The sequence below is a fragment of the Pseudomonas sp. ACN8 genome (assembly GCF_002303925.1).
Classification (GTDB): Bacteria; Pseudomonadota; Gammaproteobacteria; order Pseudomonadales; family Pseudomonadaceae; genus Aquipseudomonas.
Window position 1 is genome coordinate 56,258 of sequence record NZ_MRCS01000007.1, and the last position, 19,258, is coordinate 75,515.

Here is a 19,258-nt window from a genome sequence, read left to right on the forward strand (position 1 = left end):
TATGAACCAAACAAACAGCTCCTCTCTTAAGATGGAAATAGAAGAAGCTTTAATATTAAATGGACTGGCCGCTCACGAGATAGAGAATAAAGATGAAGTGCTATCAGCAATAGAATCCATCTTTGTCAAAGAGAGACCTAGAGCGTGGTGGTCATCCTTGACGGCAAAACCAAAAATATACACATACACTGATAACTCAGCATACTTACATATAGCAGAAGTGGCGCCACCTACTACTGACGATGTATGGCTAATAGCGGACGAGGACAACGAAGAAAAATTATTATTCAGTCTCCCACTATCAAAAATCAAAAACATTCTGGAGGAATGCCGATACTTCGAGTATTACATCGTGGACAAAAATTTCACCTGGCTGCTCGCAGAGAATGACCACGGCGACATTCTTGTTTCCAATAACAATTGATCGAACCCTGCCCACTATAAGAGCAGGAAGGAAAAATCATTGAAGTGTATAGTTCGCCTCGGCGACACCACCGACCACGGCGGCATTGTCACCGAATCCATTCCCCACACGAACCTCAACGGCAAGCCCATGGCCGGCAAGGGCCACATGGTGATGTGCCCCTTATGCAAAGGCCCCTTCCCGATCGCCGAAGGCAGCAGAACCTATTCCGTCAACGGCATTCCCGTAGCCTTGGATGGCATGAAGACTACCTGTGGTGCCACCCTGATCGCCAGCGGCTCGCGCGGTGCCGTGCATCGCTGACCGGCGCCCCGCTCTTTAACAACTGGACGACCCCGGCATTAGCTTGATCGCGCTAAGGCCTTTGCCTGCGAAGAGTGGCAGTCCGAATCCTTCGCCTATGACGGCAACGGGAATTTGCTGCTGGCCGAGAACGCCGCCTGCAAACTGCAATGGTTCTACGACCACGCGGGCAATACCACCCGCGAGCACCAATACCTGCGCTATCTGCAGGAACCGCACGTAGCCATCTGGAAGCATGAATACGATGCCCTCAACCAGCGCATCGCCACCACCCGCCCGGACGGGCATCGGGTCAGTTGGCTGACCTATGGCAGCGGCCATCTGCTGGCCTTGAAGGTCGACGACACCGAAAGCGGAAGTGCCATTGCCTGGCACCCTTGGGGCTGACGAACAACGCAAGCCCACCCGCGTCTTTGAGGGCGTAGTGCTTAACGGTAGGTTTCGCCTGGCGTACGGCGGTATCGGTCAAGGCCATGAATACATCTCCCGTCTCGTAGGTCGAGGAGATGTATATCGATGTCGGACCGGGGCGTTCCACTCAAAAACCGCCGTGCCCGCCACCCGAATTCACTGTACTTAAAGCTGTACTTGAAATTTGGCGCTGGAGATGGCTTTCGGCAAATCGAACTGGAACGAAAAAAGACGCCGAAGCGTCTATTTTCAATGATCTACAGACTTCCATGGAACTCTGTAGATCGATATATGGAGCGGGAAACGAGACTCGAACTCGCGACCCCGACCTTGGCAAGGTCGTGCTCTACCAACTGAGCTATTCCCGCAAATGGCGTCCCCTAGGGGACTCGAACCCCTGTTACCGCCGTGAAAGGGCGGTGTCCTAGGCCACTAGACGAAGGGGACACGCTACCCGGAACACATGGTGTGTGTTTCGGTGTCCAGAGCCGCATCCGAAGACCTGGTTCTGGTTTCACTCAGCCCTGCCCGAAAGCAACGCTGTTTAAAATTGGAGCGGGAAACGAGACTCGAACTCGCGACCCCGACCTTGGCAAGGTCGTGCTCTACCAACTGAGCTATTCCCGCATTGGCGTCCCCTAGGGGACTCGAACCCCTGTTACCGCCGTGAAAGGGCGGTGTCCTAGGCCACTAGACGAAGGGGACACACGTACAACATTCACTCCCTGCTTCGTTTCGCTGTGTGCTTTACGCTGCAAGTGGCGCGCATTCTATGGATGGATTGAGATGTCGTCAACCCCCTGATATAAATTTATTTAAATCAATGACTTCGCCCTGCTTTTGGACGCCATTGCGGTTTTTCCGCTGCCCGGCGTTTGACGCCTATATTCTGGCACCCGCCAAGGCGTTATAGTCCACCGGATGATGGCAATCTGTATATCGAGTGCCATCATTTATAGAAGCGGGGCTCCGGCCGATATAAATACAAGCATGTCCGATCCAACCCGTCGTGCGGGCCTGGGCGCTCAAATGCCAAGTAACCAGACTCCCATGCGTAACCTATAAAGAGGTCTTACCGGTGACGCCACTCATGATCACCCTGCTAGTTGTAGCCGGGATCGCACTGTTGATCGCCATTGGCTACATGAACCATGTGGTGGAAAACAACAAGCTGGAAAAGGCCCGTACCAAGATTGAGCTCAACGATCGCCTGCGACGCTGCGGCGAAATCACCGAGACGTTCCCCGGCCAGTTGATGACCCCGGCACTCAAGCTGCTGTTGGCCCGCCTGGAACTCAACGTCTGCCAGCGCCTGCTCAACCTGGAAAAATCCAGCGCCAACCTCAAGGCACGGATCGCCGAACTGGAGGCCCTTGTCGGCCAGGGTGAATCCATCCCGGTCAACAATCCGCCGGCACCGATCCAGACCGAAGCCAAGGCCAAGGATGTCCGCTTCCTGCTCGAAGCTCTGCACGGCCAGATTACCCGCGCGGCACAGGACGGCTTCTTGCCCCCCAACGAAGCCAAGCGCTGGATCCGTGAAGTGCGCCACATCCTGGTGCTGCTGCACATCGAGTTCTTCAACAACCTCGGCCAGCACTCCCTGCAACAAAACCAGCCCGGGCAGGCTCGCCTGGCATTCGAGCGCGGCGTGCAATACCTGCGCAAACAACAGGAACCACAGGTCTACGCCGAGCAACTGGAGTACCTGGAAAAACTCCTGGCTCGCGCCAATGACCAGGTCATGGATCGCATCGCACCGGTCGAAGGCGAGGTCAACCAGTTGACCGAAGGTCTCAAGGACGTCGAGGCTGACGCGGACTGGAAGAAGAAAGTGATCTACGACTGACCAGCGTAAACCACTGTAGGAGCGAGCTTGCTCGCGATGGTCGTTAACGATAGCGCGTATTTACTGGCTAAACGCGGCGCTCTTGAGTCCATCGCGAGCAGGCTCGCTCCTACAATTTCCTTAACTGAACTGCATTGCTCGCGATGGTCGTTAAGGAGAACGCGTATTTACTGGCTAAACGCGGCGCTCTTGAGTCCATCGCGAGCAGGCTCGCTCCTACAATTTCCTTAACTGAACTGCATTGCTCGCGATGGTCGTTAAGGAGAACGCGTGTTTACTGGCTAAACGCGGCGCTCTTGAGTCCATCGCGAGCAGGCTCGCTCCTACAATTTCCTTAACTGAACTGCATTGCTCGCGATGGTCGTTAAGGAGAACGCGTATTTACTGGCTAAACGCGGCGCTCTTGAGTCCATCGCGAGCAGGCTCGCTCCTACAATTTCCTTAACTGAACTGCATTGCTCGCGATGGTCGTTAAGGAGAACGCGTGTTTACTGGCTAAACGCGGCGCTCTTGAGTCCATCGCGAGCAGGCTCGCTCCTACAATTTCCTTAACTGAACTGCATTGCTCGCGATGGTCGTTAAGGAGAACGCGTGTTTACTGGCTAAACGCGGCGCTCTTGAGTCCATCGCGAGCAGGCTCGCTCCTACAATTTCCTTAACTGAACTGCATTGCTCGCGATGGTCGTTAAGGAGAACGCGTATTTACTGGCTAAACGCGGCGCTCTTGAGTCCATCGCGAGCAGGCTCGCTCCTACAGCCTGAAATGCCCCACCATCCCCTTCAGTTCAACCCCCAGTTGCGCCAGCTGAATACTGGACGCGGCATTGCCCTGCATCGCCAGCGATGACTGATCGGCACTGGCGCGAATACTGGTGACACTTCGATTGATCTCCTCGGCCACCGAGCTCTGCTCCTCGGCCGCCGCGGCGATCTGCTGGTTCATCTGCTGGATCAACGACACCGCCGCCGCAATGCTTCCCAGCGCACTTTCGGTCTGCAAGGCATCGCTGACCGCCAGCTTCACCAGCTCGCCACTGCTCTGGATCTGCTGCACCGACGACTGCGCCGCCAAGCGCAAGGCGCTGACCAGGCGCTCGATTTCCTCGGTCGATTGCTGGGTTCGCTTGGCCAGTGCACGCACTTCATCGGCCACCACCGCAAAGCCCCTGCCCTGCTCGCCGGCCCGGGCCGCCTCGATCGCCGCGTTCAATGCCAGCAGGTTGGTCTGCTCCGCCACGCTTTTGATCACACTCAAAACCGTGCCGATGTTCTGGATTTCCGCACTCAGGCTTTCGATACTCGAACTGGCCGAGGTGGCCGAATCCGCCAACTGCTCGATCCGCGCCATGCTCTGGCGCACCACCTGCTGACCACTTTCAACCTTGCCGTCAGCCGTTTGCGCGGCCAGCGCCGCCTCCTCTGCATTGCGTGCGACATCATGCACCGTGGCCGTCATCTGATTCATTGCGGTGGCGACCTGTTCGGTTTCCTCCTTCTGGGTGCTGACTTCGAGGTTGGTCTGTTCAGTCACCGCCGACAACGATTGGGCGGAAGTCGCCAACTGTTCGATACCCGACTGCAAGCCGCTGACTATATGGCTGAGCCCCGCGCCCATTTGCTGCATTGCCTGCATCAACTGACCGATCTCGTCGCGGCGGGTCACGTCGATGGTCGCACTCAAATCCCCCGAGGCAATCTGTTGCGCCACCTGAATCACGCTACGCAGCGGCGCCACGATCAACCGGGTGATGAACCAAGCGGCAACCAGCCCAACCAGCAAGGCCAACGCGGAAGAGCCAATGATCAGCAGCGAGTTCTTTTTCAGTTCAGCCTGCATCGCCAGGTCTTGCGCGACATAAGCCTGATCCACCCGCTCGACCACCTGGGCTGCGCGTTGATGCAATTGTTGATAGACGGTTTTTTCCTGCTCCAGCAGGCCGGTGTACTCGGCGAGCTTGTCACTGAAACTGGCAATATGGCCTGTCACCTCATTGAGGACGGTCTGGTAACCCTCATCCTTGACCGTAGTCTTGAGCTGCTCGGCCTGGGCCAGTGCCTGGCTGGCCTGTTCGATCTTGCCCTGCCCGGCGCTGTCATCACCTTTGCGGCTTTGATCCAGACGCACGCGGGCTTCATTCATGGCTTGCAGCATCAAGCGTGAAACCTGACTGACCTGGCTGGCCTGTTCGATGAATTGCGCACCGTCCTTGCCTTCGGATTCTTTCAACGTATAGGCGCCGTCATCGGCGAGCCCGGACTGCAATACATCAAGATTGTTGGCCACGCTGGACACCGACCAACTGGCCATTTCCAGGGCCAGGTCCTTGGCCTGGGTGAGCGAGACAAACTCGTCGAAGGCCTTGCGATAGGCCCCCAGGGACTGTTCGACATCATTCATCACCGGCACGTTGGCCGCAGACGCGGCCTTGAGCTGGCCGGCCAGGGCGATCAAGCCATCGACACCCTCATGCAGGGTATCGACGGTTTTTGGATTGCCATGCAAGGCGTACTCCTGCTCCAGTAGCCGCACCTTGAGCAAACCGCTGTTGAGCGATGACATTTGCTTGAGCCCGTCGAAGCGCTGGCTGATGGTTTGCAGGGACCAAACGCCAATGCCCGCTACCAGCGCAGTCAACAACAGCACCAGGACAAACCCGACACCCAGTTTTTTCGCCATACCGAGGTTGGCAAAACGTCCTTGCACGGCCGAATTCATTGCACTTAGTCCCCTGCCAAAGTCTGTAGACGCAGATTCGCAACGGGCCAGTGGCAACACAAGGCTCTGGCGCCGGAATAATGGCAAAAAGCTACGTCAACGTCGTTTTCAGAACGCTTGAGGTCGATCCCGGGCAGTGGCCCTGAAGAACGCCCGGGCACGCGGATCGCAAGCATATGTCACGTTGATACGCTGCCAGTCACTGGCCTCCCCCGAGGGGTTGAAGGCGGTCTTCGATGACAGCAGCACACCCAAGCGCCGGGCCTGGGTCCGCAGCTGATCGTAGTCGGACATTCTTGATCGCGCCCAGATGAACAGGCCTCCCGCCGGCTTGCCGAAAATCTCCCATTCGGCATCTTCGAGCAATTGCAACACCACCAGCCGGTCGCTGCTCAAGCGTTGGCGCTGACGCTGCACCAGTTTGCGGTAGGCACCGTTAGCCAACAGGCACGCCAGCACCGATTCGCAAAATCGCGAGGCGCCCATGCCACTGATCATCTTGACCTCGGCCAGGCGCGTAATGACTTCGGCATCGGCCACCACGAAACCGACCCGCAAGGAACTGCTGAGTGTCTTGGAAAAGCTGCCTACGTAGATCACGTCGTCGTCCAGCGCAGCCAGTCGCATACCGGAACCGCTGTGCAGATCCGCATAGACGTCGTCTTCGATCACCTGCACACCAAAGGTCCTGGCCAGCTGCAGCACGCGGCGCGCCACCGCCGGTGCAAGGCTGCTGCCCGTCGGGTTGTGATAGAAGCTATTGATGAGTAGCCCTTGAGGCCGGTGTTTGACCAGCACCGATTCGAGCACGTCCACGTCCGGCCCGCGCGGTGTTCGCGGCACCTCGACCATGTGGATGCCGTACAGCCTGAGCAGATCGAACAGCACCGGATAACCGGGACTCTCCACGACCACACAATCACCGGCCTTGAACAGTGTCCGCACAATCAGGTCGAGCCCCTGACTGGCACCCGCCGTGGTCATGATCCGGTTGTCCTGCGCCCGAATATCCAGCTGCCGAAGGTGCTTGAGGATCTGTTGTCGCAAGGCTGGCAATCCCAGCGGGGTGCCGTAGTTGAACAGGCTCGCCGTGTCGGTACGACTGACTTGCCGAATCGCGTAAATCAGATCGTCTGTCTCGCGCCAGCTTTCAGGCAGCCCGCCACAGCCCAGCCTCAACGCAGTCGAACAGGGCCCGATCTCGGGCTCAGCCCCCTCGAACCAGACAGGCTCGTGCTTTGCGCCTGTGGCCAATGCCGGGTCGGCAACCGCATAGCCGGCGCCATGACCTGACACCAGCATCCCCTGCGTCACCAGGCGTTCACAGGCCTGGGCGACGCTCACCTGACTGAGCAAATTGATCCGCGCGATCTGTCGCACCGAAGGCAGGCGCGTACCGGGCGATACCCCGCTGGAATGAAGCCAGCGGGTCAGTGCGTCAACAATTTGCTGTACGACAGGCACCAGCGCCTGTCGGTCGATTCTCAATTCCATGAGCAAGCAAACTCCTGTTGATTTTGCGAGAAGCAGTTAATCACAGGCGAGTTCGAAGGCATGTGCGACAACGCCGCCAAAACCCTTGGATCTAATCATTTGAAACACATTGACAGGCCCTATAGCGGAACCAAAAAACCAGTGGGAGCTAGCTTGCTCCGGGCGGCGTTCCGACGATTGCGGCGTATCAGGCGACATCAATGTCGGCAGACACTCCCTCATCGCGGGCAAGCCCGCTCCCACAGGTTCCCGGTGTACCTGATATCGGTGCGTCGTTTTAGAACGCAGTAACACCACCATCCACCGCCAGCGAATGGCCGGTCGTGAACGCCGCGCCATCGCTGCACAGGTACAGCACCGCGCTGGCGATCTCTTCGACCTTGCCGATGCGACCGACCGGATGCATGGCGTTGGCGAACTCGCCTTTTTTCGGGTCGGCTTCATAGGCGCGACGGAACATATCCGTGTCGATCACCGCCGGGCACACCGCATTGACCCGGATCTTCTTCTTGGCGTACTCAATGGCCGCCGACTTGGTCAGGCCGATCACCGCATGTTTGGAGGCTGCGTAGATGCTCATTTTCGGCGCTGCCCCAAGGCCGGCCACCGATGCCGTATTGACGATCGCGCCGCCCCCTTGCGCCAACAGCAGCGGCAACTGGTATTTCATGCACAGCCAGACGCCTTTGACGTTGACGCCCATGATCGCGTCGAACTCGTCGAGCGTACCTTCGGCCAATTTGCCTTTCTCGATTTCAATGCCGGCATTGTTGAAGGCATAGTCGAGGCGACCGTAAGTATTGATCACCTCCTCCATCAGATTTTTTACATCGCTTTCCAGGGTAACGTTGCAGCGCACGAAGGTCGCGTCGCCACCGGCCGTACGAATCAGCGCCACCGTGCCCTCGCCGCCCGCCACGTCCATATCGGCCACCACGACCTTAAGGCCCTCGGCGGCAAATGCCTGGGCAGTCGCGCGGCCAATACCGGCCGCCCCGCCTGTCACCACGACCACCTGGCCGGAAAACGTCATGCTCATTGTTATGTCCTCGAAAAGAAGAATGCGGGGAATCGCGTGGGACCAGTCTAGTCATGGAGGTCTTGAACACGGCAGCACTATCAAGACTCCGGTTGGGCGCCCATGAGTTGCAGTGATGGAACTGTCGTACCAACTATCACTGCACTGGATCAACCTGCATTCGCCGCATCAGCCGAACTTGCGGCATCGGCGCTGACCGGCTATCAACAAAGCTTCATTCATCTTGAGTGCCTGCCATGACCTCCCAGACCAATCGCCAATTCCTGCTCGCCAAACGTCCGGTTGGCGCGGCGACCCGTGAGACATTCACCTACCAGGAAGTACCGGTCGGCGAGCCGGCGGCGGGTCAGATCCTGGTCGAAAACCAATACCTGTCCCTGGACCCGGCCATGCGTGGCTGGATGAACGAGGGCAAGTCCTACATTCCGCCGGTCGGGCTCGGCGAAGTCATGCGCGCCTTGGGTGTGGGCAAAGTCATTGCCTCGAACAACCCGGGGTTCGCGGTCGGGGATTACGTCAATGGCGCCATCGGCGTGCAGGATTTCTTCCTCGGCGAGCCTCGTGGCTTCTACAAAGTCGATCCGAAACTGGCACCGCTGCCACGTTACTTGTCCGCGCTGGGCATGACCGGGATGACGGCGTACTTCGCCCTGCTCGACGTCGGCGCGCCGAAGGCCGGTGACACCGTGGTGCTGTCGGGCGCGGCGGGCGCCGTGGGCAGCATCGCCGGGCAGATCGCCAAGATCAAAGGCTGCCGGGTGGTTGGCATCGCTGGCGGCGCCGACAAGTGCAAGTTCCTGATCGATGAGCTGGGTTTCGATGGCGCTATCGACTACAAGAGCGAAGACGTCCTCGCCGGTCTCAAGCGCGAGTGCCCGAAAGGCGTCGACGTTTATTTCGATAACGTGGGTGGCGACATTCTCGACGCGGTGTTGAGCCGTTTGAACATGAAGGCGCGGGTGGTGATTTGCGGTGCCATCAGCCAGTACAACAACAAGGAGTCGGTCAAGGGGCCGGCCAACTACCTGTCACTGCTGGTCAACCGTGCGCGCATGGAAGGATTTGTGGTGATGGACTACGCCGCCCAATACGCGAGCGCCGCACAGGAAATGGCCGGCTGGATGGCCAAGGGGCAGCTCAAGAGCAAGGAAGACATCGTCGAAGGACTGGAGACTTTTCCAGAGACGCTGATGAAATTGTTCAGCGGCGAGAATTTCGGGAAGTTGGTGTTGAAGGTTTGACCCTTTACCCGAAAAAACAAAACCCTGTAGGAGCGAGCCTGCTCGCGATGGTGTGCCAGTCGACATCAACGTAACTGATACTCCTTCGCGAGCAGGCTCGCTCCTACAGGTTTAGCGGCGTTTACGCTATCTCTGCGACTACGTCGGCGAGCGCCTTCGCTGGATCCGCCGCCTGGCTGATCGGACGGCCGATCACCAGATAGTCGGAACCGGCATCCAGCGCCTGACGCGGGGTCAGAATGCGACGCTGATCGTCCTGGGCGCTGCCCGCCGGACGAATCCCCGGGGTCACCAGTTGCAGCGATGGATGCGCCGTTTTCAGCGCCTGGGCTTCCAGGGCCGAGCACACCAGGCCGTCCATCCCGGCTTTTTCCGCCAGCGCGGCCAGGCGCAGCACCTGCTCTTGCGGCTCGATGTCCAGGCCGATGCCCGCCAGGTCTTCACGCTCCATGCTGGTCAACACGGTCACGCCGATCAGCAGTGGTTTAGGACCGGTGCGCTGATCCAGCACTTCACGACACGCAGCCATCATGCGCAGACCGCCGGAGCAATGCACGTTGACCATCCACACGCCCATTTCCGCAGCGGCCTTGACGGCCATCGCGGTGGTGTTCGGGATGTCATGGAACTTGAGGTCCAGGAACACTTCGAAACCCTTGTCACGCAGGGTGCCGACGATTTCCGAAGCGCAACTGGTGAACAGTTCCTTGCCGACTTTGACCCGGCACAGCTTCGGGTCCAACTGATCGGCCAGCTTCAGTGCGGCGTCACGGGTAGGGAAATCCAGGGCGACGATGATGGGAGTCTGGCAGGCGGACATGAGTGGGCTCTCAGGCAAGTCGAAATCGGCGCGCATTGTAGCGGAACCAGCGCCGCTGCGGGACCCGATGATCGGTAAATCGTCGCGACGGCTCAGGCAAGACTAGCCCTTGAGGCCATTGTGTCGAGTTCGATACAGACACGACACGCCGCCAACACCCTGGCCCGCTACCCTCGGCAACCGCAACAGGTCCCTGCAACAGCACTTCCCGCCTCAGGGCCGGACGCCTATGCTGGAACCACAACCTCGCAGCCTATCTTTGTGGTTGGCAGCCTACCTGGCAGATGAACGCACGCATGCACAACTCCCAAGCACCCGTGAACGACGACCAAAAAGCGCCCGGTGACGACAAACGCTGGAACATTCGCGCCCTGATCGTCGACGATGACATCCCGATCCGCGAATTGATGATCGACTACCTGGCCCGGTTCAACATCCACGCCAGCGGTGTCACCGATGGCGCCGCGATGCGCCTGGCGATGCAGGCGGAGCATTTCGACGTGGTGGTGCTCGATCTGATGCTGCCCGGTGAAGACGGTCTGTCGTTGTGCCGCTGGCTGCGCGCCGAGTCGGACATCCCGATCCTGATGCTCACCGCCCGCTGCGAACCCACCGACCGGATCATCGGCCTGGAACTGGGCGCCGACGACTACATGGCCAAGCCGTTCGAACCTCGCGAACTGGTGGCGCGGATCCAGACCATCCTGCGCCGGGTACGCGATGACCGCAGCGAACAGCGGGCGAACATTCGTTTCGACAATTGGCGCCTGAACAGCGTGCTGCGGCAACTGATCGCCGATGATGGCCTGGTGGTGCCGCTGTCCAACGCCGAATTCCGTCTGCTCTGGGTGTTTATCGAACGTCCGCGCCGCGTGCTCAGCCGCGAACAACTGCTGGACGCCGCTCGCGGTCGTTCGATCGAAGCCTTTGACCGCAGCATCGACCTGCTGGTGTCGCGCCTGCGGCAGAAACTCGGCGACGACCCCAAGGCTCCGCAGTTGATCAAGACCGTTCGCGGCGAGGGTTACCTGTTCGATGCCCGAGATATCGGCTGATGCGCGGGCGCTTCGATACGCTGTTCGGCCGCCTGTTTGGCGTGCTGTTGCTGGCGATTATCCTCGCGCACCTGCTGGCCTTTGCCTGGTTTCACCATTACGGTCCGCCACCGCCGCCGCCTCCCCCAGAGTTTTCCGAAGGCCAGGACGGGCCACGCCCGCCGCTGGACCCACGCTTCGAGAAACGGCCACCTCGACCATGGTTTGGCGGCCCGTTGGTACCCCTGACCTTTCAATTTGTCTCGCTGATCATCGCCGCCTGGTACGGCGCCAAACTGCTGAGCCGGCCGATCCAGCGCCTGAGCGACGCGGCCGAGCGCTTGAGCGAAGACCTCGACAGCCCGCCACTGGATGAATCGGGACCACGGGAAGCACGGCAAGCGGCACACACGTTCAACAAAATGCAGCGCCGCATCCTGGAACAGGTCAAGCAGCGCTCACGCATGCTCGGCGCGGTGTCCCACGACCTGCGAACGCCGTTGTCGCGGCTCAAGCTGCGGCTGGAGAAAATCGACGACGACAAGCTGCAAGGCCAGATGCGCCAGGACCTCGACGACATGATCAGCATGCTCGACGCCACCCTCACCTACCTGCATGAACAGCGCACCAGTGAAGCCCCGCAGTGGATGGACGTGCAGGCGTTGGTGGAATCACTGAGTGAGAATGCCCAGGATCAGGGCGCGAACGTCCAGGCCAACGGCCACTGCACGCCCCTGCAAGTGCAGCCGATGGCCTTGCGTTCCTGCATCAACAACCTGATGGACAACGCTCTGCGCTATGCCGGACAGGCGCTGATTACCCTGCAAGACCATCGTGACCAGCTGGTGATTCGAGTCATCGACCATGGCCCGGGCATCGCCCCGGAACAACGTGAAGCGGTGTTCGAACCCTTCTTTCGCCTTGAAGGCTCGCGCAATCGCAATTCCGGCGGCGTTGGCCTGGGCATGACCATTGCCCGCGAGGCCGCGCAACGGATGGGCGGGCAGTTGACACTGGAAGAAACTCCGGGCGGAGGCCTGACGGCGGTGATTCGCCTGCCGCGCGCCTGAAAGCCACACCGGCCCATTGTGGGAGCGAGCCTGCGCGCGAAAGCGGTGTATCAGCTACATCCTGGTTGAATGTGATGCCGTCTTCGCGAGCAGGCTCGCTCCCACACGGGTCTTGTGATCAACCAGGATCAATGTGAGAGCGGGCTTGCTCCGGGCGGCGTTCCGACGAAGAGGCCCGAAGCTGTATACAAATCTCAGGGCCGGCGATCGTCCACCCGCGCCTGGGTCTTGCTCCAGTCGATCAACAGGCTGTAGGCCACCGCCAGCAATGTCGGGCCAATGAACAGGCCAATAAAGCCAAAGGCAATCAATCCGCCAAACACCCCAAGCAGCACAATGACCAGCGGCAGGTTACCGCCACGGCTGATCAGGTACGGTTTGAGCACGTTGTCGACACCGCTGATGACGAAAGTGCCCCAGATGCCGAGGAAAATGGCCATCCCGTATTCGCCCTTCCAGGCCAGCCACGCGGTTGCCGGAATCCACACCAGCGGCGGGCCCATCGGGATCAGGCTGAGCATGAACGTCACGATGCCAAGCACCAACGCACCCGGTACGCCGGCAATCAGGAACCCGATCAGTGCCAGGATCGCCTGGGCCGCCGCAGTGCCAATCACGCCGTTGACCACCCGCTGTACCGTGCCCGCCACCAGTTCAATGTAATAGCCGGCCCGCTGACCGATCAGGCGCTCCAGCAGCGTGTGTACAAACGCCGCCAGGCGCGGCCCGTCACGATAGAAAAAGAACACGAAGACGATGCTCAGGGTCAGCTCGAGAATACCGCCGCCGATCTGTGCGCTGCGCGCCAGCAACCAGTTACCCACCTGCCCCAGATAAGGCTTGAGCGATACCATCATCGCCGCGCCCTGCTCATCGATGCTGTTCCAGATGCCTACCAGCCGCTCGCCGACCAGGGGAATCGACCCCAACCACAGCGGCGCTTCGGGCAGCCCATCGACCTGTACATCCTTGATGAATGCCGTGGCGTCGCGCACATGATCGGCAAGGTTGAAACCCAGCCACACCAGTGGCGCCGCAACCAGCACCATCCAGCCCAGCGTCAGCAATGCCGCCGCCAGCGACTCGCGGCCATTGAGCGAACGGGTCAGCAGGCGCATCAGCGGCCAACTGGCAAATGCCAGCACCGCGCCCCAGAACATCGCCGACCAGAATGGCGCCATCACCCAGAAGCTCGCGCCGAACAACACCACGAGCAGGATCTGCACCAACAGGCGATCGTTATTGATCATCAAAAGTCTCGAAAAAGTCAGTCAGCAAAAGAGTAGGCGAACGCCGCTTGCACGCTCGCCCGGTACAGCCTAGCGCAATAGCTCGATGTGCAGGCCAGAGCCTTCGGCACTGCCGGTTTCCATCCGCGCGGCACGCACGCCCTGGCCAATCAGTGCCTGACGCCAGGCTTCGGCGTTCGCTCCGGAAATGCTGACCCGCAAGGTGGTGTCCAGATTCAGTCCGCGAGAAATCAGGCGTAGCCAGGCCTCGTCGGGTGCGCTGTTCAACGTGGAAAAATCGAGCTCGCCGGTGCTCTTGAGCTCACGCAGCAAGGTCGCTGAGGTCGGCAACAACTGGCCCAGCGGTGTCGAAGCGTCGAACTGCTCGACATGCAGGTAGGCTTTGCGATTACCCCGGGTGATGCTGTACAGCGCGATGAGCGTGTTGTCCCGTGGAGCGGCAAGACGCAGCAGCAGATAGGCTTGTTGATCGTCGGCGCCGTACAGCTTGGCGTTGCCGAAGACTTCATTGGCCCACAGGCTGCTTTCGCCGCAATCGCGTGCCTGGCACCAAAAGAGCAACCCGGCGTCTTGCTGTTGCAAAGCCTCGCGGGCAGCGGTGAACGCCTCGATGGACGAATGCTCCGGTGGCAACTCGTAGGTCACCGAAGTGACGTTGCCGCGGGCACTGACCTGACCGTCGAAACGTAACTGGCCACTGATTTTTCGGATCGAGCCCAACGGGTAGATCCGCTCCAGTTCGGCGGCGGGGCGATAGTCGACAATCTGGGCGTCGACCATGCGCGGCACCATCGGGAGGTCCTGACTGCCCGGAACATCGGCGGCGAACGACAAGGGACTGAAACTGCACAGCACCAGCAAACTGAATGAACGCATGGATAGACTCATCGGATCAGCATGGCCTGGGCGCCTTTGATGATACTGGCTTCATCGGCGCGTTTCGGTACCTGCAAACCACGCTGCACCGCCGGCCGGCCCTCCAGGGTTGCCATCCAGCGTTGCAGCGCCGTCAAGCCCTCCACCGAGACGCCCGACCACTCGTAACCGCGCACCCAGGGAAAGGTGGCGATGTCGGCAATGCTGTACTCGCCGGCGAGGAACTCCACGCTTTGCAACCGCGTGTCGAGCACCTCGTAGAGGCGACGGGTTTCATGCTGATAGCGGTCGATGGCGCCCTGGAGTTTTTCCGGAAAGTAGCGGAAGAACACGTTGGCCTGGCCCTGCATCGGGCCGATCCCGCCCATCTGGAACATCAGCCACTGCAATACCAGCGAGCGCCCCTTCGGGTCCGATGGCATCAGTTTGCCAGTCTGTTCAGCGAGGTAAATCAGGATGGCGCCGGATTCGAACACGGCGAAATCGCCGTTGGCGCGATCGACAATCGCCGGAATCCGGCCGTTGGGGTTGATCTTGAGGAAGTCCGCGGACTTTTGCTCCTTTTTGTCGAAACTCAAGGCATGCACCGTGTAGGGCAGGCCGAGCTCCTCGAGCACGATAGAGACCTTGTGGCCATTCGGGGTCGCAGCGGTGTAGAGATCTATCATGGTTGTCTCCCTTTTCAACCCGCCAAGCCTCGACAGTTGCCCGGCGCAAGTCAAGGAATGGCGAAAAACCGATTGAAACAGTCTGCGACAAGATCGGCACCGGACTCGTCATTGAGGTGCAAATGGTGGCCGCCTGGCAGCTGTTCCCGGCTAAAGGGTAGACGCTCCAGCAGTTCCGGGTGTTTGGCGAGCATGCCGTCGGCAGCGACCACCAGTGTTGCAGGACACTTGATCCGCTGGACGAACGCCATGGCCTGTTCGGTGGTAAGACGCAGCGGCGATGGCAGCGTGAGGCGATTGTCGGTGCGCCAGGTGTAACCGCCAGGCACCGGCATCAGGCCACGCTGCGCCAGCAGTTCAGCGGCCTCGCGGCTGACCGCCACCAGGCCCTTCATGCGCGCCTCGATGGCTCGGTCGAGGGTGTCGTAGACCGGCTTGCGCTTTTCCCGCAGGTCCAGCTGCGCCTGCAGGGCCATGCCCATGCGCTCGGCAGCGTTTTCACCTTTGTCCGTAGGAGGAATGATGCCGTCGATCAATGCCAGATGGGTGACCCGCTCGGGCATCGACCCGGCGATGATCAACGAAGCAATCGCGCCCATCGAATGCCCCATCAGCGCAAATTTGCGCAGGCCAAGCTGTTCGGCGACTTGCAGCACATCGTGGGCATAGTCCCACATGGCGTAACCGGCACCCGGCGGGCGATGCCCGGAATGACCGTGACCGGCCATGTCCAGCGCGATGATGCGCAGGCCTTTGAGCTTCGGCGCCAGGCGGGCAAAGCTGTTGGCGTTGTCCAGCCAGCCATGCAGGGCAATCACCGGCAAACCGCCTTCAGGGCCGAACAGGTGCGCAGCCAGTTCGATGTGCGGCAGGCTCAGACGAACCTCTTCGACGACGTGGTTCATGCGCAATCCTGCTGTCGACGGCCGTCCCAGCGATAGAACAGGCCTTTGAGCATGCCAGCGGTATCAAGGGGACGTTCGAGCGGAAACATGTGGCCGCCGGGCATGGTCAACGATTCACCCAGCGGCAGGCGGTCGACCGAACTGGCGTGATGACGCATCACCACGCGGCTGTCATGCCCGCGAACCACCGCCAGCGGCACTTGCAACTGCCGGGTGCTGCCCGGGCTGGTGTGCGGCACGCCGCGATAGATGCTGATTTCCGTGGCTGGGTCGAAGCGCAGGCGCAGCTTGTCGCCGACCTGATGCAAGCCGTGTTGCAGGTAGGCATCGAAGCATTCCGGGTCGAAGCCGCGGAACAGCGTCTTGCCAGCGAAATACTTGCGGGCGCTGTCCAGGTCGGCGAATTCTTCACGGCGGCCCAGGGTACGCCCGGCCGGGGTCAAACGGTCGATGAAACCAAAGCGTTTGGCCGCCCGTATGACCCATCGGTCGGTGCGTGTCAGCACTGGCGAGTCGAGCATCACCACCCCGCGATACAGCTCAGGGCAGCGCAAAGCGGCATGCAGGTGCAACACGCCACCGAAGGAGTGACCGACGCCCCACACAGGCTCGGCCTGTTGTTGCAGGTGATGGATCAGCTCATCCACCAGGTTGTACCAGTTGTCGTCCGCCGGAAAACGCGGGTCGTGGGCGTGCTGCTCCAGATGCGTCACCTGAAACTCGGGTGCCAGCGCCGCAAACAACTTGCCGTAGGTCCCCGAAGGAAAACCATTGGCGTGGGCGAAAAAGATCTGTTGCGACATACCTGCAAATCCATGAGCGAGAACAGGCGTTGATTGTCCGCAAGACCGCGTCCTGCGGCAATGACCGTAACTGACAGGAATGATGACAGTCCGGTCAAAGCCATGGCTTTGGTTCAACGCGCCGGCGGATTTTCACCCAACGGTACCACTGCCATGGTCAGTCGCGACACGCAGCTGGCCTTGCCCTCATCGCTGGTCAGGCGAATGTCCCAGACATGGGTCGTGCGGCCGATGTGGATCGGCTTGGCCACCGCTGTCACCCGCCCGCTGCGCAGGCCGCGCAAATGGTTGGCGTTGATTTCCAGGCCCACGCAATAGAACTTGCTGGCATCGATGCACAGGTAGCTGGCCATCGAGCCGACCGATTCGGCCAGCACCACCGAGGCACCGCCATGCAGCAAGCCGTAAGGCTGGTGGGTGCGGTGATCGACGACCATGCTGGCGGTCAGGGAGTCGTCGTCAAAGGCTTCGAAACGGATGTCCAGCACTTCGCCAATGGTGTTTTTCTGGATTGCGTTCAACCGCTCGATGTTCGGGGTGGTGCGCCACAGGCTCATCGCAGAGTTTCCTCGTTGGTTTTATTCGTGGATCAATCCTGCCACAGCACCGCTTCGCTGCGCTCGCTCCATTCCTCAAAGCGCTCACCGTAAGCCGCTTCGATCACGTTGCGTTTGATCTTCAGGGTCGGGGTGAGAAAGCCGTTTTCCACGGCCCAACTGTCCTTGACCACCACCAGGCGCCGCAGTTGTTCATGCTTGTCGAGGGCGCCGTTGACCTCTTCCAGCAGTTTTTCCAGGCTCGAATGCAGGCCCGCGCGCGCGACCCCGCCGGCATCCTGTTGGCCGACCGCCGACAACACGCACAACCCCAGCGGCGCGCTCAAGCCATCGCCCACCACGCAGACCTGCTCGATACGCGAATGCACGGCCAGGCGATTTTCAATCGGTGCCGGAGCCACGTACTTGCCTTTGCTGGTCTTGAAGATTTCCTTCAGGCGCCCGGTCAGGCGCAGATTGCCTTCGGCGTCCTCCTCACCCTTGTCGCCGGTACGCAGGAAGCCGTCCTCGGTAATGGTGTCGGCGGTTTTCTGCGGTTCCTTGTAATACCCGAGCATGGTCGCATCACTGCGCACCATGACTTCCCCCGTCTCGGCGATCCGCACTTCGACTTCCGGACACGGCTTGCCGATCCAGCCCGGTTTGTTCTGGCCCGGCATGCCGATATGGGAGTAGCCGCAACTCTCGGTCATGCCATAGACCTCCAGCACGTCCAGTCCCAGTTTGCGGTACCACTGCAACAAGGTCTGCGGCACCGGAGCTGCGCCGGACAACGCGATGCGCAACGCATCCAGCCCTAACCCGGCGAGGACTTTATGCCCGACCCTTTTGCCGATGATCGGCAGCCCGAGCAGGAAGTCGAGACGTTTTGCCGGAATCTTGCCGTACACGCCCATCTGGAATTTGGTCCAGATGCGCGGCACGCCAAACAGTGCGGTCGGACGCGCACGCTTCAGGTCAGTGAGGAAGGTGTCGAGGCTCTCGGCGAAAAACACCGTTTGGCCGGTATAGATCGATGCCAGTTCGACGAACATCCGCTCGGCAACGTGGCACAGCGGCAGGTAGGACAACAAGCGGTCCGACTCGTTGAGGCCGAACAACGCAGTGCCGCGCGTAGTGGCAAACCCCAGATTGCCGAAGCTGTGCATCACGCCCTTGGGCATGCCCGTGGTGCCGGATGTGTAGATGATGGTCGCCAGCTGATCGGCGGCAGGTTTGGGATTGTCCTGGATGGGCGAGCTGCGTTGCAGGTCGTCCCAGCTGAAATCAAAGTCGCCAGGAGGATGCAAGGGCAAGCTGATGGTCGGCAGGTCGGGGCTGACGCCACGGGACATGCCTGGCCAGTCGTCGAGCTTGCCGATGAAGGCCAGCGCCGCCTCCGAATGTTCGAGTACTTGGGCAACGGTCTCGGCGGTCAGATTTGGGTACAACGGCACCGAGACATGCCCGGCCATCCAGATCGCCAGGTCGGCAATGATCCAGTGCGCGCAGTTCTTCGAGATCAGGGCGATATGGCTGCCCTGCGGCAGTTCCCGCGCTCGCAGCCAGTGGGCGGCACAGCGGGCCTGATGACCGACGTCGGCCCAGGTCAAGGTCTCGACCTGGCCGCCGCCGACAGGCTGGACCAAAAAGCGCTGGCGCGGATGACGGGCCTCACGCTCGTAAAAGACGTCCAGCGGCAAACGAAAAGCAGCAGACATGCGACTCGCTCCTTTGTTTTTGGTCTGGAGCAAGCGTAGTCAACCAAGCAAGTGCTTGGTTGACTATTTTATTCAAAGTTTTTCTATACCTGTAGGAG

At 60.1% G+C, this 19,258-nt stretch carries 17 protein-coding genes, 4 tRNA genes and 3 pseudogenes; 7 read left to right on the top strand and 17 right to left on the bottom strand.

The features are described from left to right. Position 1: 1 nt before the first annotated feature. From BSF44_RS05565 to BSF44_RS31025, 3 genes and pseudogenes are all read left to right on the top strand, one after another. The gene (locus tag BSF44_RS05565; RefSeq protein WP_095942639.1) at positions 2–424 is read left to right on the top strand and encodes a DUF6756 family protein; all 423 of its coding nucleotides are present in this window, start codon (positions 2–4) and stop codon (positions 422–424) included. 39 nt (positions 425–463) lie between these two features. Next, positions 464–727, top strand: a complete 264-nt coding sequence (locus BSF44_RS05570; protein ID WP_095942640.1) for a PAAR domain-containing protein — start codon at positions 464–466, stop codon at positions 725–727. A gap of 69 nt (positions 728–796) precedes the next feature. After that, positions 797–1,078: pseudogene (locus tag BSF44_RS31025) on the top strand (hypothetical protein); the annotation flags it as partial. On the opposite strand, the pseudogene BSF44_RS30620 reads toward BSF44_RS31025, so the two are convergent. The 5 genes and pseudogenes from BSF44_RS30620 to BSF44_RS05600 form a co-directional block, all read right to left on the bottom strand. After that, positions 1,077–1,202: pseudogene (locus tag BSF44_RS30620) on the bottom strand (Arm DNA-binding domain-containing protein); the annotation flags it as partial. The pseudogenes BSF44_RS31025 and BSF44_RS30620 sit on opposite strands and share 2 nt — an antisense overlap. 228 nt (positions 1,203–1,430) lie before the next feature. Further along, positions 1,431–1,506, bottom strand: a tRNA-Gly gene (locus BSF44_RS05585). 3 nt (positions 1,507–1,509) lie between these two features. Further along, positions 1,510–1,585 (bottom strand) — tRNA-Glu (locus tag BSF44_RS05590). A gap of 104 nt (positions 1,586–1,689) precedes the next feature. After that, positions 1,690–1,765, bottom strand: a tRNA-Gly gene (locus BSF44_RS05595). Positions 1,766–1,767: 2 nt separating this feature from the next. Then, a tRNA-Glu gene (locus tag BSF44_RS05600) sits at positions 1,768–1,843 on the bottom strand. Positions 1,844–2,228: 385 nt separating this feature from the next. Between BSF44_RS05600 and BSF44_RS05605 the strand changes: the two genes are divergently transcribed. Next, positions 2,229–2,987, top strand: coding sequence for a hypothetical protein (locus tag BSF44_RS05605; protein WP_172435305.1), 759 nt, complete (start codon positions 2,229–2,231; stop codon positions 2,985–2,987). A gap of 751 nt (positions 2,988–3,738) precedes the next feature. Here the strand turns inward: BSF44_RS05605 and BSF44_RS31030 are convergent. The 4 genes and pseudogenes from BSF44_RS31030 to BSF44_RS05625 all read right to left on the bottom strand — a co-directional run bounded on the left by BSF44_RS31030 (position 3,739) and on the right by BSF44_RS05625 (position 8,236). Beyond that, positions 3,739–4,620 (bottom strand): methyl-accepting chemotaxis protein, encoded by an 882-nt coding sequence (locus BSF44_RS31030; RefSeq protein WP_371918222.1) that lies wholly within the window; start codon positions 4,618–4,620, stop codon positions 3,739–3,741. Then, positions 4,600–5,703, bottom strand: a pseudogene (locus tag BSF44_RS31035) (HAMP domain-containing protein); the annotation flags it as partial. The pseudogene BSF44_RS31035 and the gene BSF44_RS31030, both read right to left, overlap by 21 nt. A 108-nt stretch (positions 5,704–5,811) precedes the next feature. Then, positions 5,812–7,197: a PLP-dependent aminotransferase family protein gene (locus BSF44_RS05620; protein ID WP_095942645.1), complete on the bottom strand. Its 1,386-nt coding sequence runs from the start codon at positions 7,195–7,197 to the stop codon at positions 5,812–5,814. Positions 7,198–7,474: 277 nt separating this feature from the next. Beyond that, complete coding sequence (locus BSF44_RS05625) at positions 7,475–8,236, bottom strand: SDR family oxidoreductase (protein WP_095942646.1); 762 nt, start codon at positions 8,234–8,236, stop codon at positions 7,475–7,477. 236 nt (positions 8,237–8,472) lie between these two features. On the opposite strand from BSF44_RS05625, the gene BSF44_RS05630 reads away from it, so the two are divergent. Next, positions 8,473–9,477: an NADP-dependent oxidoreductase gene (locus BSF44_RS05630; protein ID WP_095942647.1), complete on the top strand. Its 1,005-nt coding sequence runs from the start codon at positions 8,473–8,475 to the stop codon at positions 9,475–9,477. Positions 9,478–9,598: 121 nt separating this feature from the next. On the opposite strand, the gene pyrF is transcribed toward BSF44_RS05630, so the two are convergent. After that, entirely contained in the window at positions 9,599–10,297 is a 699-nt protein-coding gene (gene pyrF, locus BSF44_RS05635; protein ID WP_172435306.1) for an orotidine-5'-phosphate decarboxylase, read from the bottom strand. A gap of 296 nt (positions 10,298–10,593) precedes the next feature. Here pyrF and BSF44_RS05640 point away from each other — a divergent pair, with 296 nt between their 5' ends. Further along, a complete protein-coding gene (locus tag BSF44_RS05640) occupies positions 10,594–11,352 on the top strand; it encodes a response regulator (RefSeq protein WP_095942649.1) in 759 nt (252 codons plus the stop codon). Next, entirely contained in the window at positions 11,352–12,401 is a 1,050-nt protein-coding gene (locus BSF44_RS05645) for a HAMP domain-containing sensor histidine kinase (RefSeq protein WP_095942650.1), read from the top strand. Before BSF44_RS05640 ends, BSF44_RS05645 begins: the two co-directional genes overlap by 1 nt. 194 nt (positions 12,402–12,595) lie before the next feature. Here the strand turns inward: BSF44_RS05645 and BSF44_RS05650 are convergent, their stop codons facing one another. The 7 genes from BSF44_RS05650 to BSF44_RS05680 form a co-directional block, all read right to left on the bottom strand. Further along, entirely contained in the window at positions 12,596–13,651 is a 1,056-nt protein-coding gene (locus BSF44_RS05650) for an AI-2E family transporter (protein ID WP_095942651.1), read from the bottom strand. Positions 13,652–13,720: 69 nt separating this feature from the next. Next, positions 13,721–14,527, bottom strand: a complete 807-nt coding sequence (locus tag BSF44_RS05655) for a DUF4892 domain-containing protein (RefSeq protein WP_095942652.1) — start codon at positions 14,525–14,527, stop codon at positions 13,721–13,723. 8 nt (positions 14,528–14,535) lie between these two features. Next, positions 14,536–15,195: a glutathione S-transferase family protein gene (locus BSF44_RS05660; protein ID WP_095942653.1), complete on the bottom strand. Its 660-nt coding sequence runs from the start codon at positions 15,193–15,195 to the stop codon at positions 14,536–14,538. Positions 15,196–15,245: 50 nt separating this feature from the next. Then, positions 15,246–16,100, bottom strand: coding sequence for an alpha/beta hydrolase (locus BSF44_RS05665; protein ID WP_095942654.1), 855 nt, complete (start codon positions 16,098–16,100; stop codon positions 15,246–15,248). Then, positions 16,097–16,903, bottom strand: coding sequence for an alpha/beta fold hydrolase (locus tag BSF44_RS05670; RefSeq protein WP_095942655.1), 807 nt, complete (start codon positions 16,901–16,903; stop codon positions 16,097–16,099). The genes BSF44_RS05665 and BSF44_RS05670 overlap by 4 nt, the downstream gene beginning before the upstream one ends. 113 nt (positions 16,904–17,016) lie before the next feature. Beyond that, entirely contained in the window at positions 17,017–17,460 is a 444-nt protein-coding gene (locus BSF44_RS05675; RefSeq protein WP_095942656.1) for a hotdog fold thioesterase, read from the bottom strand. A 32-nt stretch (positions 17,461–17,492) separates the two neighbouring features. Further along, a complete protein-coding gene (locus tag BSF44_RS05680; protein WP_095942657.1) occupies positions 17,493–19,160 on the bottom strand; it encodes an AMP-binding protein in 1,668 nt (555 codons plus the stop codon). Positions 19,161–19,258: the final 98 nt, after the last annotated feature.